The sequence below is a fragment of the Streptomyces sp. NPDC052064 genome (assembly GCF_055585925.1).
This window is the reverse complement of record NZ_JBVJJE010000003.1, coordinates 376,529-390,725: the sequence shown is the minus strand read 5'-3', so window position 1 is coordinate 390,725 and position 14,197 is coordinate 376,529. Positions and strand designations below refer to the sequence as shown.

The 14,197-nt window shown below is 72.2% G+C and carries 16 protein-coding genes; 5 read left to right on the top strand and 11 right to left on the bottom strand.

Translation table 11 applies throughout. The features are described 5' to 3' along the window. Positions 1 to 3: 3 nt before the first annotated feature. Genes ACZ6TU_RS09660 through ACZ6TU_RS09645 form a run of 4 tightly spaced genes read left to right on the top strand, consistent with a single transcriptional unit; the run spans position 4 to position 4,659 of the window. Entirely contained in the window at positions 4 to 1,173 is a 1,170-nt protein-coding gene (locus ACZ6TU_RS09660) for an ADP-ribosylglycohydrolase family protein (RefSeq protein WP_467674112.1), read from the top strand. Next, complete coding sequence (locus ACZ6TU_RS09655; RefSeq protein WP_469547669.1) at positions 1,161 to 2,657, top strand: ADP-ribosylglycohydrolase family protein; 1,497 nt, start codon at positions 1,161 to 1,163, stop codon at positions 2,655 to 2,657. The genes ACZ6TU_RS09660 and ACZ6TU_RS09655 overlap by 13 nt, the downstream gene beginning before the upstream one ends. Continuing rightward, on the top strand, positions 2,654 to 3,841 hold the full coding sequence (locus tag ACZ6TU_RS09650; RefSeq protein WP_467674115.1) for a CaiB/BaiF CoA transferase family protein: 1,188 nt from the start codon (positions 2,654 to 2,656) through the stop codon (positions 3,839 to 3,841). The genes ACZ6TU_RS09655 and ACZ6TU_RS09650 overlap by 4 nt, the downstream gene beginning before the upstream one ends. Then, positions 3,838 to 4,659 (top strand): HpcH/HpaI aldolase/citrate lyase family protein, encoded by an 822-nt coding sequence (locus ACZ6TU_RS09645; RefSeq protein ID WP_467674117.1) that lies wholly within the window; start codon positions 3,838 to 3,840, stop codon positions 4,657 to 4,659. Before ACZ6TU_RS09650 ends, ACZ6TU_RS09645 begins: the two co-directional genes overlap by 4 nt. Before the next feature lie 71 nt (positions 4,660 to 4,730). Here ACZ6TU_RS09645 and lgt read toward each other — a convergent pair whose 3' ends face one another. The 11 genes from lgt to hisI form a co-directional block, all read right to left on the bottom strand. Next, positions 4,731 to 5,693: a prolipoprotein diacylglyceryl transferase gene (gene lgt / locus ACZ6TU_RS09640; protein ID WP_467674119.1), complete on the bottom strand. Its 963-nt coding sequence runs from the start codon at positions 5,691 to 5,693 to the stop codon at positions 4,731 to 4,733. Between the two features lie 84 nt (positions 5,694 to 5,777). Beyond that, on the bottom strand, positions 5,778 to 6,554 hold the full coding sequence (locus ACZ6TU_RS09635) for a DsbA family protein (RefSeq protein WP_467674121.1): 777 nt from the start codon (positions 6,552 to 6,554) through the stop codon (positions 5,778 to 5,780). An 86-nt stretch (positions 6,555 to 6,640) separates the two neighbouring features. Then, positions 6,641 to 7,459: a tryptophan synthase subunit alpha gene (gene trpA / locus ACZ6TU_RS09630; protein WP_469547666.1), complete on the bottom strand. Its 819-nt coding sequence runs from the start codon at positions 7,457 to 7,459 to the stop codon at positions 6,641 to 6,643. Beyond that, positions 7,456 to 8,742, bottom strand: coding sequence for a tryptophan synthase subunit beta (trpB, locus tag ACZ6TU_RS09625; protein WP_467674125.1), 1,287 nt, complete (start codon positions 8,740 to 8,742; stop codon positions 7,456 to 7,458). Before trpB ends, trpA begins: the two co-directional genes overlap by 4 nt. A gap of 108 nt (positions 8,743 to 8,850) precedes the next feature. Then, complete coding sequence (gene trpM, locus ACZ6TU_RS09620; RefSeq protein WP_467674127.1) at positions 8,851 to 9,018, bottom strand: tryptophan biosynthesis modulator TrpM; 168 nt, start codon at positions 9,016 to 9,018, stop codon at positions 8,851 to 8,853. Positions 9,019 to 9,040: 22 nt separating this feature from the next. Continuing rightward, on the bottom strand, positions 9,041 to 9,850 hold the full coding sequence (trpC, locus tag ACZ6TU_RS09615; protein WP_467674129.1) for an indole-3-glycerol phosphate synthase TrpC: 810 nt from the start codon (positions 9,848 to 9,850) through the stop codon (positions 9,041 to 9,043). Positions 9,851 to 9,989: 139 nt separating this feature from the next. Further along, positions 9,990 to 10,424, bottom strand: coding sequence for a DUF2752 domain-containing protein (locus tag ACZ6TU_RS09610; protein WP_467674131.1), 435 nt, complete (start codon positions 10,422 to 10,424; stop codon positions 9,990 to 9,992). Between the two features lie 92 nt (positions 10,425 to 10,516). Next, positions 10,517 to 10,768 carry an HGxxPAAW family protein gene (locus ACZ6TU_RS09605; protein WP_467674133.1) on the bottom strand — a complete coding sequence of 84 codons (252 nt, stop codon included), beginning with the start codon at positions 10,766 to 10,768 and terminating at the stop codon, positions 10,517 to 10,519. A 119-nt stretch (positions 10,769 to 10,887) separates the two neighbouring features. Continuing rightward, positions 10,888 to 11,529 carry a TIGR02234 family membrane protein gene (locus ACZ6TU_RS09600; protein ID WP_467674135.1) on the bottom strand — a complete coding sequence of 214 codons (642 nt, stop codon included), beginning with the start codon at positions 11,527 to 11,529 and terminating at the stop codon, positions 10,888 to 10,890. A 41-nt stretch (positions 11,530 to 11,570) separates the two neighbouring features. Then, a complete protein-coding gene (locus ACZ6TU_RS09595; protein ID WP_469547662.1) occupies positions 11,571 to 13,052 on the bottom strand; it encodes an anthranilate synthase component I in 1,482 nt (493 codons plus the stop codon). A gap of 11 nt (positions 13,053 to 13,063) precedes the next feature. After that, positions 13,064 to 13,459: a phosphoribosyl-AMP cyclohydrolase gene (gene hisI / locus ACZ6TU_RS09590; RefSeq protein WP_467674139.1), complete on the bottom strand. Its 396-nt coding sequence runs from the start codon at positions 13,457 to 13,459 to the stop codon at positions 13,064 to 13,066. 84 nt (positions 13,460 to 13,543) lie between these two features. On the opposite strand from hisI, the gene ACZ6TU_RS09585 reads away from it, so the two are divergent. Beyond that, positions 13,544 to 14,179: a TIGR03085 family metal-binding protein gene (locus tag ACZ6TU_RS09585; protein WP_467674141.1), complete on the top strand. Its 636-nt coding sequence runs from the start codon at positions 13,544 to 13,546 to the stop codon at positions 14,177 to 14,179. Positions 14,180 to 14,197: the final 18 nt, after the last annotated feature.

The following is a 14,197-nucleotide window of genomic DNA, read 5'->3' as shown; positions in this document are numbered from 1 at the left end:
GCCATGCAGCCCAAACCGCACCAAAACGCCACACTGGACGAGCGGATCACCGGAGCCCTGGTCGGAGCCGCCGTGGGCGATGCCCTCGGCGGCCCTGTCGAGGGCTACTCACCCGAGCAGATCCTGGAACGCCACGGCGGCCGCGTCCACGGCATCGTCGGCCCCTGGCACGGCGGGGCCTGGCGCACCGCCCGCCCCCTCGCCCCGTACCACAAGGGCGACGGCCACGTCACCGACGACACCTTGATGGCCCACGCCCTGATCCGGGTCTACGCCCGGGTCCGCGACCACCTCGACGCCTACGCGATCGCCGACCACCTCGTCCCCGACCTGATGACCGAGCCCCGCTGGATCCCGGAACTGGAGACCGAGGCACTCCCCCTGCACCGCATCTTCCTGGCGGAGAAATGGCTGGTCACGAGGATCCACTACGGCCATGCCGACCCGCGCGAGGCCGGCACCGGCAACATCGTCAACTGCGGTGCGGCGATGTACATGCCCCCGGTCGGCCTGGTCAACGCCGCCAACCCGCGGGCGGCCTACGTCGAGGCCCTCGACATCGCCGGCGCGCACCAGTCGTCGTACGGCCGTGAGGCGGCGGGCGTCCTGGCGGCGGCGGTCGCGGCGGCGTGCACCCCGGGAGCCACCCCGGACTCGGTCGTATCGGCCTGCCTGTCCCTGGCGAAGGACGGCACGCGCACCGCCATCGAGCGGGTCTGCGAGGAGGCCTCCCGCCACACGGACTTCGAGTCGGCGCTGGGCCCCCTGCGCGAGACGGTCGCCCCCTACGACACGGTCGGCCCCGACTACCGCTCCCCTTCCCTCGGCGCCCGCCGCCCCTCCCGCCTGCACGCGATCGAGGAACTCCCCGTCGCACTGGGCATGTTGCTCGTGGCGCAGGGCGACTACCGCCACGCGGTGCTCGGCGCGGTGAACTACGGCCGCGACTGCGACTCCATCGCCACGATGGCCGGCGCCCTGGCCGGCGCCCTGGGCTCCCCTGCCCCGGAGGACTGGGCCAAGACCGTCGCGGAGGCCAGCCGCCTGGACCTCTGGGAACCGGCCACGACCCTCACGGCCGTAGCCCGCGAGATCTTCACCCGAGACGCATCCCGCCGCCGTGCCCACGAACAGGCCTTCGCATCCCTCGGAGGCCCGGAATGCTCCGCCTGACCTGGGTCCAGCCGGAGGACCTGATCGGCCACGAACTCCACCAGGCGACCCAGGACGGCCGCGAACCAAAAGCGATCGCGGCCCGCTGGCGATCGGCAGGCGGCCCAGAGGCCCCCCTCACAGCGGGAGCGTCCCCGACTCCCGCGTCCCGCTACCTACGCCAACTGGCAGAAGACCTCCTGGACGAACTGGCCGACCTCCCCAGCAGGTTGTCGGACGACGAACCGACGGACCTGGAGAAGATCAGGTCGGCCTGCCCGAACTGGCCACAGCCTGCTGGCAGGCGAAGTCCGTACCCCGCGGGCAGTCGTGCCGCCGGGGCGATGGGGGTCCCCCCTGCTCGAGCGGAGCCGACAGCTCGGGGGAGGGTAGGCGCGGACAGCACCCCGTCAGCGCCGGGCTGCGCGCCCCACCCGCGCCCAGCCACAACGCAGTCGCACCTGGAATCCGCCTGGCTCGGCCGAGCCGCCGGCTGCCTCCTGGGCAAACCCGTCGAAAAACTCCCCCTCGACGCCATCCGCCAACTGGCCAAGTCCACAGGCAATTGGCCCCTCACAACCTGGTTCACCGAACGAGGCGTCCCCCAAGACCTCCTCGCCGCGCACCCCTGGAACCGCCGCTCGGCACAAACCTCCCTCGCCGAGAACATCGACGGCATGCCCGAGGACGACGACCTCAACTACCCCCTCCTCAACCTCCTCGTCCTCCAACGCCACGGCAGCACCTTCACCACCACGGACGTGGCCCGCACCTGGCTGGACGAACTCCCCGCCGGCCGCACCTTCACCGCCGAACGCATCGCCTACCGCAACCTCCTCACCGGCCTGGAACCCCCGCGCACCGCCCGCCACCGCAACCCGTTCCGCGAATGGATCGGCGCCCTGATCCGCGCCGACGTCCACGGCTGGACCAACCCCGGCGACCCGGCCGCCGCCGCGGAACAGGCCCACCGCGACGCCACCCTCACCCACACCGCCAACGGCGTCTACGCGGCGATGTTCACGGCGGCCACCATCGCGCAGGCCGCGACAGGCGAACACGACGTCCACGTCTGCCTGCGCACCGGCCTCACCGTCGTCCCGCCACGCTCCCGTCTCGCCCGAGCCGTCCGCCACGCCATCCAACTGGCCCAGGAACACGACGACTTCGACACGGTCGTCGACGCACTGCACGCCACCCACGCCGCCACCCACCACTGGGTGCACGCCGTCCCCAACACCGCCCTCATCGCCGCTGCCCTCACCCACGCGAACGGCGAATTCTCCGGCTCCGTCTGCCGCGCGGTGAGCGGCGGCTGGGACACCGACTCCAACGGCGCGACCGCCGGCAGCGTCGCCGGCCTGCTGGCCGGCGACCCCGCGGCGCTCCCCGACCGCTGGACGGCTCCGTTGAAGAACCGGCTCACCACCTCCATCGGCGACTTCAACGGCATCGGCTTCGACGCACTCGCCCACCTCACACACCGGGAGACCCACCGCTCATGACCGCGCCCCTCACCGGCCTCCGCGTCCTGGACCTCGCCACCCTCTTCGCCGGCCCGCTCGCCGCCACCCTGCTCGGCGACTTCGGCGCGGAGGTCGTCAAGGTCGAGCACCCGGCGAAACCGGACCCGTCCCGCGGCCACGGCCCGTCGAAGGACGGCGTGGGCCTGTGGTGGAAGATGCTCGGCCGCAACAAGCGCACCATCACCCTCGACCTGTCGAAGCCCGGCGGGCGCACCACCCTGCTGCGCCTCGCCGCCGGCGCCGACGTGATCATCGAGAACTTCCGCCCCGGCACCCTGGAGAAGTGGGACCTGGGCTGGCCGGAGCTGTCGGCGGCCAACCCCCGCCTGGTCCTGGCCCGCGTCACCGCCTTCGGCCAGTTCGGCCCCTACGCGCACCGCCCCGGCTTCGGCACCCTCGCCGAGGCGATGAGCGGCTTCGCCGCGATCACCGGTGAACCGGACGCGCCCCCGACGCTCCCGCCGTTCGGCCTGGCCGACTCCATCGCGGGCCTGACGACGGCGTACGCGGTGATGACGGCGCTCGCCGCCCGTGACCGCACCGGCAAGGGCCAGGTCGTCGACATGGCCCTGATCGAACCGATCCTGGCCGCGCTCGGCCCTCAGCCCCTCTGGTACGACCAGCTCGGCCACGTCCAGCCCCGCACCGGCAACCGCTCCCCCAACAACGCCCCGCGCGGCGTCTACCGCACCGCGGACGGCACCTGGGTCGCCGTCTCGACATCGGCCCAGTCGGTCGCGGAACGCGTGATGCACCTGGTGGGCCGCCCGGAACTGATCGATGAGCCGTGGTTCGCCACGGGCGCCGACCGCGCCCGCCACGCCGATGTCCTGGACGAGGCGGTCGGCTCCTGGATCGCCGCACGCACCCGCACGGACGTCCTGGCGGCCTTCGAGAAGGCCGAGGCGGCCGTGGCCCCGGTTCAGGACGTCCGCGACGTGATGGCGGACCCGCAGTACCAGGCCCTGAACACCATCACCACCGTCGACGACCCTGAGCTGGGCCCTCTGCGCATGCAGAACGTGCTCTTCCGGCTCTCCGCCACGCCCGGCGCGATCCGCTGGGCCGGCCGCCCCCACGGCGCGGACACGGACGAGGTCCTCACCGAACTGGGCCTGTCCCCGGCCGACCTCACGGCGCTGCGCGCGGAGGGCGCCCTGTGACGGCGTTCCCGCTCACCTGGCTCTACGCCCCGGGAGACCGACCCCATGTGGTGGCCAGGGCTCTCACCTCCGACGCCGACATCGTCGTCGTCGACCTGGAGGACGCGGTGGCCCCCGACCGCAAGGAGTACGCCCGTGCCGCCACCGCCGAGCTGCTCGCCGACCTGCCGCCCATCCCGATCCACGTCCGCGTCAACGCCCTGGAGAGCCCCTGGGCCGAGCCGGACCTCGCCGCCGTGGCCCCGGCTCCCGGCCTCTGCGCCCTGCGGCTTCCCAAGGTCACCTCGCCCGCCGAGGTCGTCCGGATCGCACAGCACGCCGCCCCCACCGGGCTGCCCCTGTACGCCCTCCTGGAGACGGCCCTGGGCGTGGAACAGGCGTACGCCGTCGCCACGGCCCACCCGTCCCTGCGGGGCATCGCGCTCGGGGAGGCGGACCTACGGACCGACCTGGGCGTATGGGACGACGCGGGGCTCGACTGGTCCCGCTCCCGGGTGATCGTGGCCGCCCGGGCCGCGGGCCTGCCCCCGCCGGCGCAGTCGGTTTACCCGGACGTCCGCGATCTGGAGGGCCTGGCCGCCTCCTGCGCTCATGGCCGCGCCCTGGGCTTCCTGGGCCGGGCCGCGATCCACCCCCGCCAGCTCCCGGTCATCAAGCGGGCCTTCCTCCCGACCGAGGAGGAGATCGAGCAAGCGGAGACGATCGTCAAGGCAGCGGCTACGGAACAGGGCGCCCAGGCCCTCCCGGACGGCCGCTTCATCGACACGGCGGTGGTGACGGCGGCCCAGCGCACCCTGTCCCTGGCACGCCGCCGCTGACACTCCCCCACCCGGAAAACGCCGAGGGCGCCCGGAACCTCCAGGCGCCCCCTGTGTCGTACGACCGACTGTCAGATCTTCTTCGCCGACTCGGCGTCGTCCTTGGCGTCGTCCTTGGCGTCGCTCTCGGCCTCGTCGTCGGCCTCGCCCTTGGCGTCGTCGCCCTTGCCCTCGCTGTCGGACGTGTCGTCCCCGTCGGCTTCGTCGCCGGAGGCCTCCGCCCCCGGCTCCACCACGGCTTCCCGGCCCGGCCGCTTCTTCGACGACACCACGAGGTACACGACCGCGAGCAGGAACACGAGCATCGCGGTCCACACGTTCAGCCGGAGACCCAGGATGTGGTGAGCGTCGTCGACCCGCATGTACTCGATCCACGCCCGGCCCGTGCAGTACGCGGCGACGTACAGCGCGAACGCCCGGCCGTGCCCCAGCCGGAAGCGGCGGTCGGCCCAGATCACCAGGACCGCGACGCCGATGCACCACAGCGACTCGTACAGGAACGTCGGGTGGTACGTGCCCGGTACCCGGCCGTCCGCGGAGGACGTGATCTCCAGGGCCCAGGGCAGGTCGGTGGGCTTGCCGTACAGCTCCTGGTTGAACCAGTTGCCCCAGCGGCCGATCGCCTGGGCGAGGGCGATGCCCGGCGCGACGGCGTCGGCGTACGCCGGCATCGGGATGCCCCGGCGCCGGCAGCCGATCCAGGCGCCCAGTGCGCCCAGCGCGATCGCGCCCCAGATGCCGAGGCCGCCCTCCCAGATCTTGAAGGCGTCCACCCAGTCACGGCCCTCGCTGAAGTACAGCTCGTAGTCCGTGATCACGTGGTAGAGCCGGCCGCCCACCAGGCCGAAGGGCACCGCCCAGACAGCGATGTCGGCCACCGTGCCGGCCCGCCCGCCCCGGGCGATCCAGCGCTTGTTGCCGAGCCAGACGGCAACGAAGACGCCGATGATGATGCAGAACGCGTAGCCGCGCAGCGGAATGGGGCCGAGGTACAGCACCCCGCGTGACGGGCTGGGAATGAAGGCAAGTTCCATGGCAAGGTCGACGCTACCGTGCCGGACCGGGGCCGCGGCAGGCAGCCCGGCTACGGGTCCATAACAGGCGCGTGAGAAAAGCCCTTACCCCTTGTTCCGCTCCTGCACCATCTGCTTCAGCTTCGCCGGGGTCATCGTCCGGTCCTGGTAGATGTTCTTGCCGTCGAACAGCACGGTCGGCGTGCCCGAGAAGCCGCCCTTGTTGAACGCCTGGTGGGACTTGGCGACCCAGCTGTTGTGCGTCCCGTCCTCGACGCACTTGCGGAAGGCGGGGGTGTCCAGGCCGTCGACCTTGCCGGCCAGCTCGATCAGCTTGTCCTTCCTGGCGTAGGCGTCGTCGGACTCCGGGGGCTGGTTGTCGAAGAGCACGTCGTGGTACGCGGGGAACTTCCCGGCGTCCTGGGCGCAGGCCGCGGCGTTGGCCGCGTTGCGGGAGCCACTGCCGCGCATGTTGCCGTCGATGAGGGTGACCAGGTGGTACTCGGACTTGAGCTGGCCGGCGTTCGTCAGCTCGTGGATCACCGGCCGGTACGCCGTCTCGAAGGACTTGCAGGCCGGGCAGCGGAAGTCCTCCCACACCGTGAGCGTGGACTTGGCGCTGTCCTTGCCGACCGGGATGGCCAGGCCGTCCTTGCCCTGGGCTCCCGAGGGCGCCACGACCGGGCCCGCCGCCTCGCCGTCGTCGTCCTTCCCGGCGTTGGCGGCGACGACGCCGATCACCGCCGCGAGTCCCAGGACGGCCACGACGGCCCCGCCCACGATCAGCGCGCGCCGGCGCTTCTCCGAGGCCCTGTGCTTCTCGCGCTCCACCGCCAACTTCTCCCGGGCGGTGCGCTTTCCCTCACGGTTCTTCTCGCTCACACCCCGGAAACGAACCGGGGAGACGCACCGCGCCTCCCCGGCCCCAGGTCCACCCGTACGAGGGACCTGTGTGACTACCCGGTTTCTTACGCCTGTCCGCGCACGCCCTTCGCGAGGCCTGCCGCCAGGGTGCGGACGGCCTCGACACCGGCCGCGTCGTCCGGGGCGTCGAGCATGGCCTTGACGAAGGCCGAGCCGACGATCACGCCGTCGGCGAAGCCGGCGACCTCGGCGGCCTGGGTGGCGTTGGACACGCCGAGCCCGACGCAGACCGGCAGGTCCGTACCGGTGGCCCGGGTGCGTGCCACCAGGTCCTCGGCCTGCGAGCTGACCGACTCGCGGGTGCCGGTGACGCCCATGAGGGAGGCGGCGTAGACGAAACCGCTGCCCGCAGCGGTGATCTGCGCGAGCCGCTGGCCCTTGCTGCTGGGGGCGACGACGAAGACGGTGGCGAGACCGTGCTTCTCGGCGTGCTCCCTCCACAGCGCCGACTCCTGCACGGGCAGGTCGGGCAGGATGCACCCGGCGCCGCCCGCCTCGGCGAGCTCTGCGGTGAACCGCTCGACGCCGTAGCGGTCGATGGGGTTCCAGTACGTCATGACGAGCACAGGCTTGCCGGTGGCAGCGTGGGCCTCGCGGACCGTGCGCATCACGTCGGCGATCTTCACGCCGCCGCGCAGGGCGATGTCGTCGGCGGTCTGGATGACGGGCCCGTCGAGGACGGGGTCGCTGTGCGGCAGACCGACCTCGACGACGTCGGCGCCGCCGTCCAGGACGGCCTTGATCGCCTCGATGCCGCCGTCCACGGTCGGGAACCCGGCCGGGAGGTAGGCGATGAGGGCGGACCGGCCCTCGGACTTCGCTGCGGCGAGGGTGTCGCTCAACAGCTGGATGTTGCCGCTCACTTGGCGTCCCCCTCGATCTCGGCGGTGTCGGTGTCCGCGTCGGCGGCGACTTCGGCGTCGGTGTCGTAGAGGCCGAAGTAGCGGGCGGCGGTGTCCATGTCCTTGTCGCCGCGGCCGGACAGGTTGACCACGATCAGCCCGTCCTTGCCCAGCTCCCTGCCGACCTCCAGGGCGCCGGCCAGCGCGTGGGCGCTCTCGATGGCCGGGATGATGCCCTCGGTGCGGGACAGCAGGCGCAGGGCCTGCATGGCCGCGTCGTCCGTGACCGCGCGGTACTCACCGCGGCCGGAGTCCTTGAGGTAGGAGTGCTCCGGACCGATGCCCGGGTAGTCCAGACCGGCCGAGATCGAGTACGGCTCGGTGATCTGGCCCTCGTCGTCCTGGAGGACGTAACTGCGGGAGCCGTGCAGGATGCCGGGCTCGCCGGCGGTCAGGGTCGCCGCGTGCTCGCCGGTGTCGACGCCGTGGCCTGCCGGCTCGCAGCCGATGAGCCGGACGGACTCGTCCGGGATGAAGGCGTGGAAGAGGCCGATGGCGTTGGAGCCGCCGCCGACGCAGGCGACGGCCGCGTCGGGGAGCCGGCCCGCGCGCTCCAGGAGCTGGCGGCGAGTCTCCACGCCGATGACCCGGTGGAAGTCGCGGACCATGGCGGGGAAGGGGTGGGGACCGGCGACCGTACCGAAGAGGTAGTGCGTGTGCTCGACGTTGGCGACCCAGTCCCGGAACGCCTCGTTGATCGCGTCCTTCAGCGTGCGGCTGCCGGACTTCACGGCGATGACCTCGGCGCCGAGCATGCGCATCCGGGCGACGTTGAGTGCCTGCCGCTTGGTGTCGATCTCGCCCATGTAGATCGTGCAGTCGAGGCCGAAGAGCGCGCAGGCCGTGGCCGTGGCGACGCCGTGCTGGCCGGCGCCCGTCTCGGCGATGACGCGGGTCTTGCCCATACGCCTGGTGAGCAGGGCCTGGCCGAGAACGTTGTTGATCTTGTGGGAGCCGGTGTGGTTGAGGTCCTCGCGCTTGAGGAAGACGCGGGCGCCACCCGCTTCCGCGGCGAAACGAGGGACCTCGGTGAGCGCCGACGGGCGGCCGGTGTAGTTGACCAGGAGGTCGTCGAGCTCTCGGGCGAACTCGGGGTCGTGCTTGGCCTTGTCGTACTCGACGGCCACCTCGTCGACTGCGGCGACGAGGGCCTCCGGGATGAACTTGCCGCCGAACACCCCGAAGTAGCCTTCGGGGTTGGGGGTTTGACCCTCGGGGTCGGGGATGAAGAACTGACTGGGCATGCGGAAACCTTCACGGTGAGTGTGTGGGAATGCACTGATCGCCGTGGGGGCAGGGAGTCTCAGTTGGCTGCGGACCGGCTGTGGCTGGTCGCGCAGTTCCCCGCGCCCCTAAAGGGCGCGGTGCCATCGCATGCCGTTGACCTGCCCGGGTTCGTCACCGATGACGTAGCGGACTCGGCGGCCGTGCACGCGTCGCGCGGGCGCACGGCAGCCGCGGGGGCGGCAGCCGCGCGCGAGGCGGGCGTACCGGTCCACGGTCGTCATGGTGAGAGTCATCGGGGGCAAGCCTAGCGGGAGATCAGCTCCGGCCGTGCCGGAGTGCGGGATGTTCGCCAGCCGCCACCAGGTCGGAGACCGCCGTCCTGGGGTCCTTGCCGGTGACGAGGGACTCGCCGACCAGGACCGCGTCGGCGCCGGCGTTGGCGTAGGCGATGAGGTCGTGCGGGCCGCGGACGCCGGACTCGGCGATCTTGATGATGTGGTCGGGGATCTCCGGTGCCACGCGCTCGAAGGTGCCGCGGTCGACCTCGAGGGTCTTGAGGTTGCGCGCGTTGACGCCGATGACGCGGGCGCCGGCGTCGACCGCGCGCTCGACCTCGTCCTCGTCGTGCACCTCGACGAGCGGCGTGAGCCCGATGGACTCGGCGCGCTCGATGAGGGACTCCAGGGCGGGCTGGTCGAGGGCGGCGACGATCAGCAGGATGACGTCGGCGCCGTAGGCGCGGGCCTCCCACAGCTGGTACGACGTGACGATGAAGTCCTTGCGGAGGACCGGGATGTCCACGCGGGCGCGGACCGCTTCGAGGTCGGCGAGCGAGCCACCGAAGCGGCGCTGTTCGGTGAGGACGGAGATGACGGCCGCGCCGCCCGCCTCGTAGTCCGCGGCGAGTCCGGCCGGGTCGGCGATCGCGGCCAGCGCGCCCTTGGACGGGCTGGAGCGCTTGACCTCGCAGATGACCTTGACGCCGTCGCCGCGCAGTGCGGCCGCGCCGTCCTTGGCGGCGGGAGCCTTCGCCGCGCGCTCCTTGAGCTCGTCGAGGCTGACGCGCGCCTGCCGCTCCGCGAGGTCGGCACGGACTCCGTCGATGATCTCGTCGAGCACACTCACGCGAGCGGCCCCCTTCCAGACTCTTGACAGTTCCAGCGGCCAGTCGAAAACCGATGGTCACTGTGATGGTATCCGCAGCCGGGCGTAGGCCTCGCATCCGGTTGACGCCGGTCCCACCACCTGGACATCCGCCAGTTGATCAAGGATGGAGCCAGCCACCGAAGGGCAGGTTCCGGGCAACTGTGAAGACCAGCAGCAACGCGCCGAGGCTCCACACCAGCCCCGGGCGGGGGTCGATCCGCAGCGGGCGCCCGCGTGCGGCGTGGACCACCCATACGGTCCACAGCACGGCGAAGGCCAGATAGCCGAGTACGGCGAGCGCGTTGGCGTGCAGTGCCGCCGGGAAGTCGCCGTGGACGAAGGCGTGCGCGCTGCGCAGTCCGCCGCAGCCGGGGCAGTACAGGCCCGTGTAGTGCAGCAGCGGGCAGACGGGGTAGTGGCCGGGTTCGTTGGGGTCGACCGCGCCCACGTAGGCGAAGGCGGCGGCGACGGCCGCGAACACCCCGGCGGGGACGGCCAGGCGGCCCGGGACGCTGGGCGTCACCCTTCGGCTGTCGGCGTTCACGGTATGCATTGTGCCCCGCCTGCCCCGCACACGCGTGAGGGGCGGTCCCGGCACCCGAGTGCCGGCCGCCCCTCTCGCGACAACGCGGTGTGCGCCGGGGATCAGCCCTCGGCGCGCGCCGGCTCGCGGTCGCCCGTCATCCGGTGCGGCTGGTGCAGTTCCTTGGGCTGGCCGAGGCCCATCATCCGCATGATGGCGCCGACGACACCGCCGAGCAGCACGACCACCATGCCGGCCCAGAAGCCCGCCGGCTGGTCCATCACCATGAACGCGCCCGCGACGCAGAAACCGATGAAGGCGATCGTGACACCGGTCCAGGCGGCCGGGGTGTGACCGTGGCTGCTGCCCGCCATTGCTTGCTCCTCGTTGCTGTGTGCGTGTCTGAGCAGGACGCTCGGGCCCATTGTCCCGCACCCGCGCGTGGGCGGTGAGCGGGGGTGCTCCTGGGATACGCCCCGCTCCCCCGTGTGGCTCAGGCGCCGGTCGGGTCCTCGCCCCGGTCGAGTGCCTTCCACAGGTCCTCGGGCCGGTCGGGGTCGACGGCGGGGGCCTTGCGGCGCGGCTGGGGTGTGCCATTGCGCTCGTAGCGGCCGGACATCGCGGGCCACAGCCGGCCGTAGCGCAGGGCGAGCAGTCCGGCCAGGAGGAGCAGGACGCCGCCGACGGCCGCGACGTACGGCCAGGCGGTGTGGCTGAGGGTGTCCACGGAGGCGGAGGTGTCGCCGGAGGCCTGGGCGGCCTGCTCGTCGAGCGCGGAGCCGTCGGAGGCGCCGAGCAGGGCGGCGGCGACGATGCCGGCGCCGGAGAGCGCCAGCAGCGCGGCCACGACGAGGCGGCCGGCCCGGCGGACGGCGAAGACGGCGACGAGCGCGGCGAGGCCCACTACGGCGAGCGCCGCGGGGACGCCCGTGACGTCGCTGCCCTTGGCGGTCAGGGGGAAGGCTCCGCCGGCCACCGACGCGGTGCCCTCCGCCCAGCGCTGCCGGGAGGCGAGCAGCGCCACGGCCGCGCCGAGCGCGCCGCACAGCAGCGCGACGGCGAGGCTTCGGCGGCCGGCCCGGGCGGATCCGGCGGCTTCGGAACGGGGGTGAGGTACAGCAGTCACGTACCCCACTATCGCCTGCACCCCGGGCGAACCGTCACCCGGGGTTCATCTCAGGCGTTTCCCAGCCGGTTCGCCGTGTGTACGGCCCTGAGGACCGCCGCCGCCTTGTTGCGGCACTCGGTGTCCTCGGCGACCGGGTCCGAGTCGGCGACGATGCCGGCGCCCGCCTGGACGTAGGCGGTGCCGTCGCGGAGAAGGGCCGTGCGGATGGCGATGGCGGTGTCGGAGTCGCCCGCGAAGTCCAGGTAGCCGACGCAGCCGCCGTACAGCCCGCGCCGGGACGGTTCGAGTTCGTCGATGATCTGCATGGCGCGGGGCTTCGGGGCGCCTGAGAGGGTGCCGGCCGGGAAGCAGGCGGTGAGGACGTCGAAGGCCGTGCGGCCCGGGGCGACACGGCCCGTCACCGTCGAGACGATGTGCATGACGTGCGAGTACCGCTCGACGGACATGAAGTCGACGACCTCGACCGAGCCGGGCTCGCACACCCGCCCCAGGTCGTTGCGCCCCAGGTCGACGAGCATGAGGTGCTCGGCGCGCTCCTTGGGGTCGGCGAGCAGCTCGTCGGCGAGGGTCTGGTCCTCCTGCGGGGTGGCGCCGCGCCAGCGGGTGCCGGCGATGGGGTGGACCATGGCGCGTCCGTCCTCGACCTTGACCAGGGCCTCGGGGGACGAGCCGACGACGTCGAACCCGTCGAAGCGGAACAGGTACATGTACGGGGACGGGTTGGTGGCCCTCAGGACCCGGTACACGTCCAGCGCGCTCGCGGTGCAAGGCGTCTCGAAGCGCTGGGAGGGGACGACCTGGAAGGCCTCGCCGGCCCGGATGCGCTCCTTGATGTCCTCGACGGCCTCCTGGAAGTCGGGGCCGCCCCACAGCGCGGAGTACTCGGGGAGCTCGGAGGGCGGCAGGACGGCCGGGGGCTGGGCGACCGCGCGGGAGAGGTCGGCCTCCATGGCGTCGAGGCGGGCGACGGCGTCGGCGTAGGCCTCGTCGACACCCGTCTCCAGGTCGTTGTGGTTGATCGCGTTGGCGATCAGCAGGACCGATCCCTCCCAGTGGTCCATGACGGCGAGGTCGCTGGTGAGGAGCATGGTCAGCTCGGGCAGCTTCAGGTCGTCGCGCTCGCCGGGGCCGATCTTCTCCAGGCGGCGGACGATGTCGTAGCCGAGGTAGCCGACCATGCCGCCGGTGAAGGGCGGCATGCCCTCCTGGTGGGGGGTGTGCAGCGCCTGGATGGTGGCGCGCAGCGCGGCGAGGGGGTCACCGTCGACGGGGACCCCGACGGGCGGGGAGCCGTGCCAGTGGGCCTGCCCGTCGCGCTCGGTCAGCGTGGCGGCGCTGCGGACGCCCACGAACGAGTAGCGGGACCACGAGCGGCCGTTCTCCGCGGACTCCAGCAGGAAGGTGCCCGGGCGCTCGGCGGCGAGCTTGCGGTAGAGCGCCACGGGGGTGTCGCCGTCGGCGAGGAGCTTGCGGGTGACCGGGATGACCCGCCGGTCGCCGGCGAGCTTGCGGAACGTCTCGAGGTCCATGGCGACTGACCTTACTGATCCGTCGCGGAGTCGTCGGAACCGCCGTTCTTGAACAGCACGTCGACGTCGAAGCAGGTGCGCTCGCCGGTGTGGCAGGCGGCGCCGACCTGGTCGACCTTGACGAGCACGGTGTCGGCGTCGCAGTCGAGGGCGACGGACTTCACCCACTGGAAGTGGCCGGAGGTGTCGCCCTTGACCCAGTACTCCTGGCGGCTGCGCGACCAGTACGTGCACCGGCCGGAGGTCAGGGTGCGATGCAGCGCCTCGTCGTCCATCCAGCCGAGCATGAGCACCTCTCCGGTGTCGTACTGCTGGGCGATGGCGGGCAGGAGGCCGTCGGCGCTGCGCTTGAGGCGGGCGGCGATCTCCGGGGCGAGACGGCTGGGCCGGGGGGACGTGCTGGTCATGCCGACCATTGTGCCGCGCGCCACTGACGGGCGAGGTGGAGTGTCCACTGTGCGGACCTGGTACGCGGTCGTAGGCTGGGCCGCATGTCGACCCATGCCAAGCGTGAACGACTTCTCCTCGCCGATCTGTTGGAGACCGCGGGCCCGGACGCGCCCACCCTGTGCGAGGGCTGGACGACGCGGGACCTCGCCGCCCACGTGGTGGTGCGCGAGCGCCGCCCGGACGCGGCCGGCGGAATACTGATCAAGCAGCTCGCGCCACGCCTGGACCGGGTGATGGCGGAGTACACCGACAAGCCGTACGAGGAGCTGATCCAGCTGATCCGTACGGGGCCGCCGCGTTTCTCGCCCTTCTCACTCAAACCGGTCGACGAGATGTCGAACATCATCGAGTTCTACGTCCACACGGAGGACGTGCGGCGCGCCCAGCCCGACTGGTCGCCGCGCGAGCTCGACCCGGTCTTCCAGGACGCACTGTGGTCCCGGCTGGAGCGCACCGCCCGGCTGATGGGGCGCAGCGTCCCGACGGGCCTGGTGCTGCGCCGCCCGGACGGCCAGACGGTCGTCGCCCAGCGGGGCGCGCCGGTGGTCACGGTGACGGGTGAGCCCTCCGAGCTGGTGCTGTTCTCCTACGGCCGGCAGAGCAAGGCCAAGGTCGAGCTGGACGGCGACGAGGACGCGATCGCGAAGCTGCACGAGACGAAGCAGCTCGGGATCTGAGGGCGCATGAGGAAACCC

What these genes read in the sequence shown, in the direction of transcription:
- ACZ6TU_RS09585 (WP_467674141.1), top strand. Translation starts at nt 13,544, where the DNA reads ATGTCGACCCATGCCAAGCGTGAACGACTTCTCCTCGCCGATCTGTTG.
- ACZ6TU_RS09595 (WP_469547662.1), bottom strand. Translation starts at nt 13,052, where the DNA reads ATGGACCTCGAGACGTTCCGCAAGCTCGCCGGCGACCGGCGGGTCATC.
- trpB (WP_467674125.1), bottom strand. Translation starts at nt 8,742, where the DNA reads ATGCCCAGTCAGTTCTTCATCCCCGACCCCGAGGGTCAAACCCCCAAC.
- lgt (WP_467674119.1), bottom strand. Translation starts at nt 5,693, where the DNA reads ATGGAACTTGCCTTCATTCCCAGCCCGTCACGCGGGGTGCTGTACCTC.
- ACZ6TU_RS09650 (WP_467674115.1), top strand. Translation starts at nt 2,654, where the DNA reads ATGACCGCGCCCCTCACCGGCCTCCGCGTCCTGGACCTCGCCACCCTC.
- ACZ6TU_RS09605 (WP_467674133.1), bottom strand. Translation starts at nt 10,768, where the DNA reads ATGGCGGGCAGCAGCCACGGTCACACCCCGGCCGCCTGGACCGGTGTC.
- ACZ6TU_RS09655 (WP_469547669.1), top strand. Translation starts at nt 1,161, where the DNA reads ATGCTCCGCCTGACCTGGGTCCAGCCGGAGGACCTGATCGGCCACGAA.
- trpM (WP_467674127.1), bottom strand. Translation starts at nt 9,018, where the DNA reads ATGACTCTCACCATGACGACCGTGGACCGGTACGCCCGCCTCGCGCGC.
- hisI (WP_467674139.1), bottom strand. Translation starts at nt 13,459, where the DNA reads ATGACCAGCACGTCCCCCCGGCCCAGCCGTCTCGCCCCGGAGATCGCC.
- ACZ6TU_RS09610 (WP_467674131.1), bottom strand. Translation starts at nt 10,424, where the DNA reads ATGCATACCGTGAACGCCGACAGCCGAAGGGTGACGCCCAGCGTCCCG.
- ACZ6TU_RS09660 (WP_467674112.1), top strand. Translation starts at nt 4, where the DNA reads ATGCAGCCCAAACCGCACCAAAACGCCACACTGGACGAGCGGATCACC.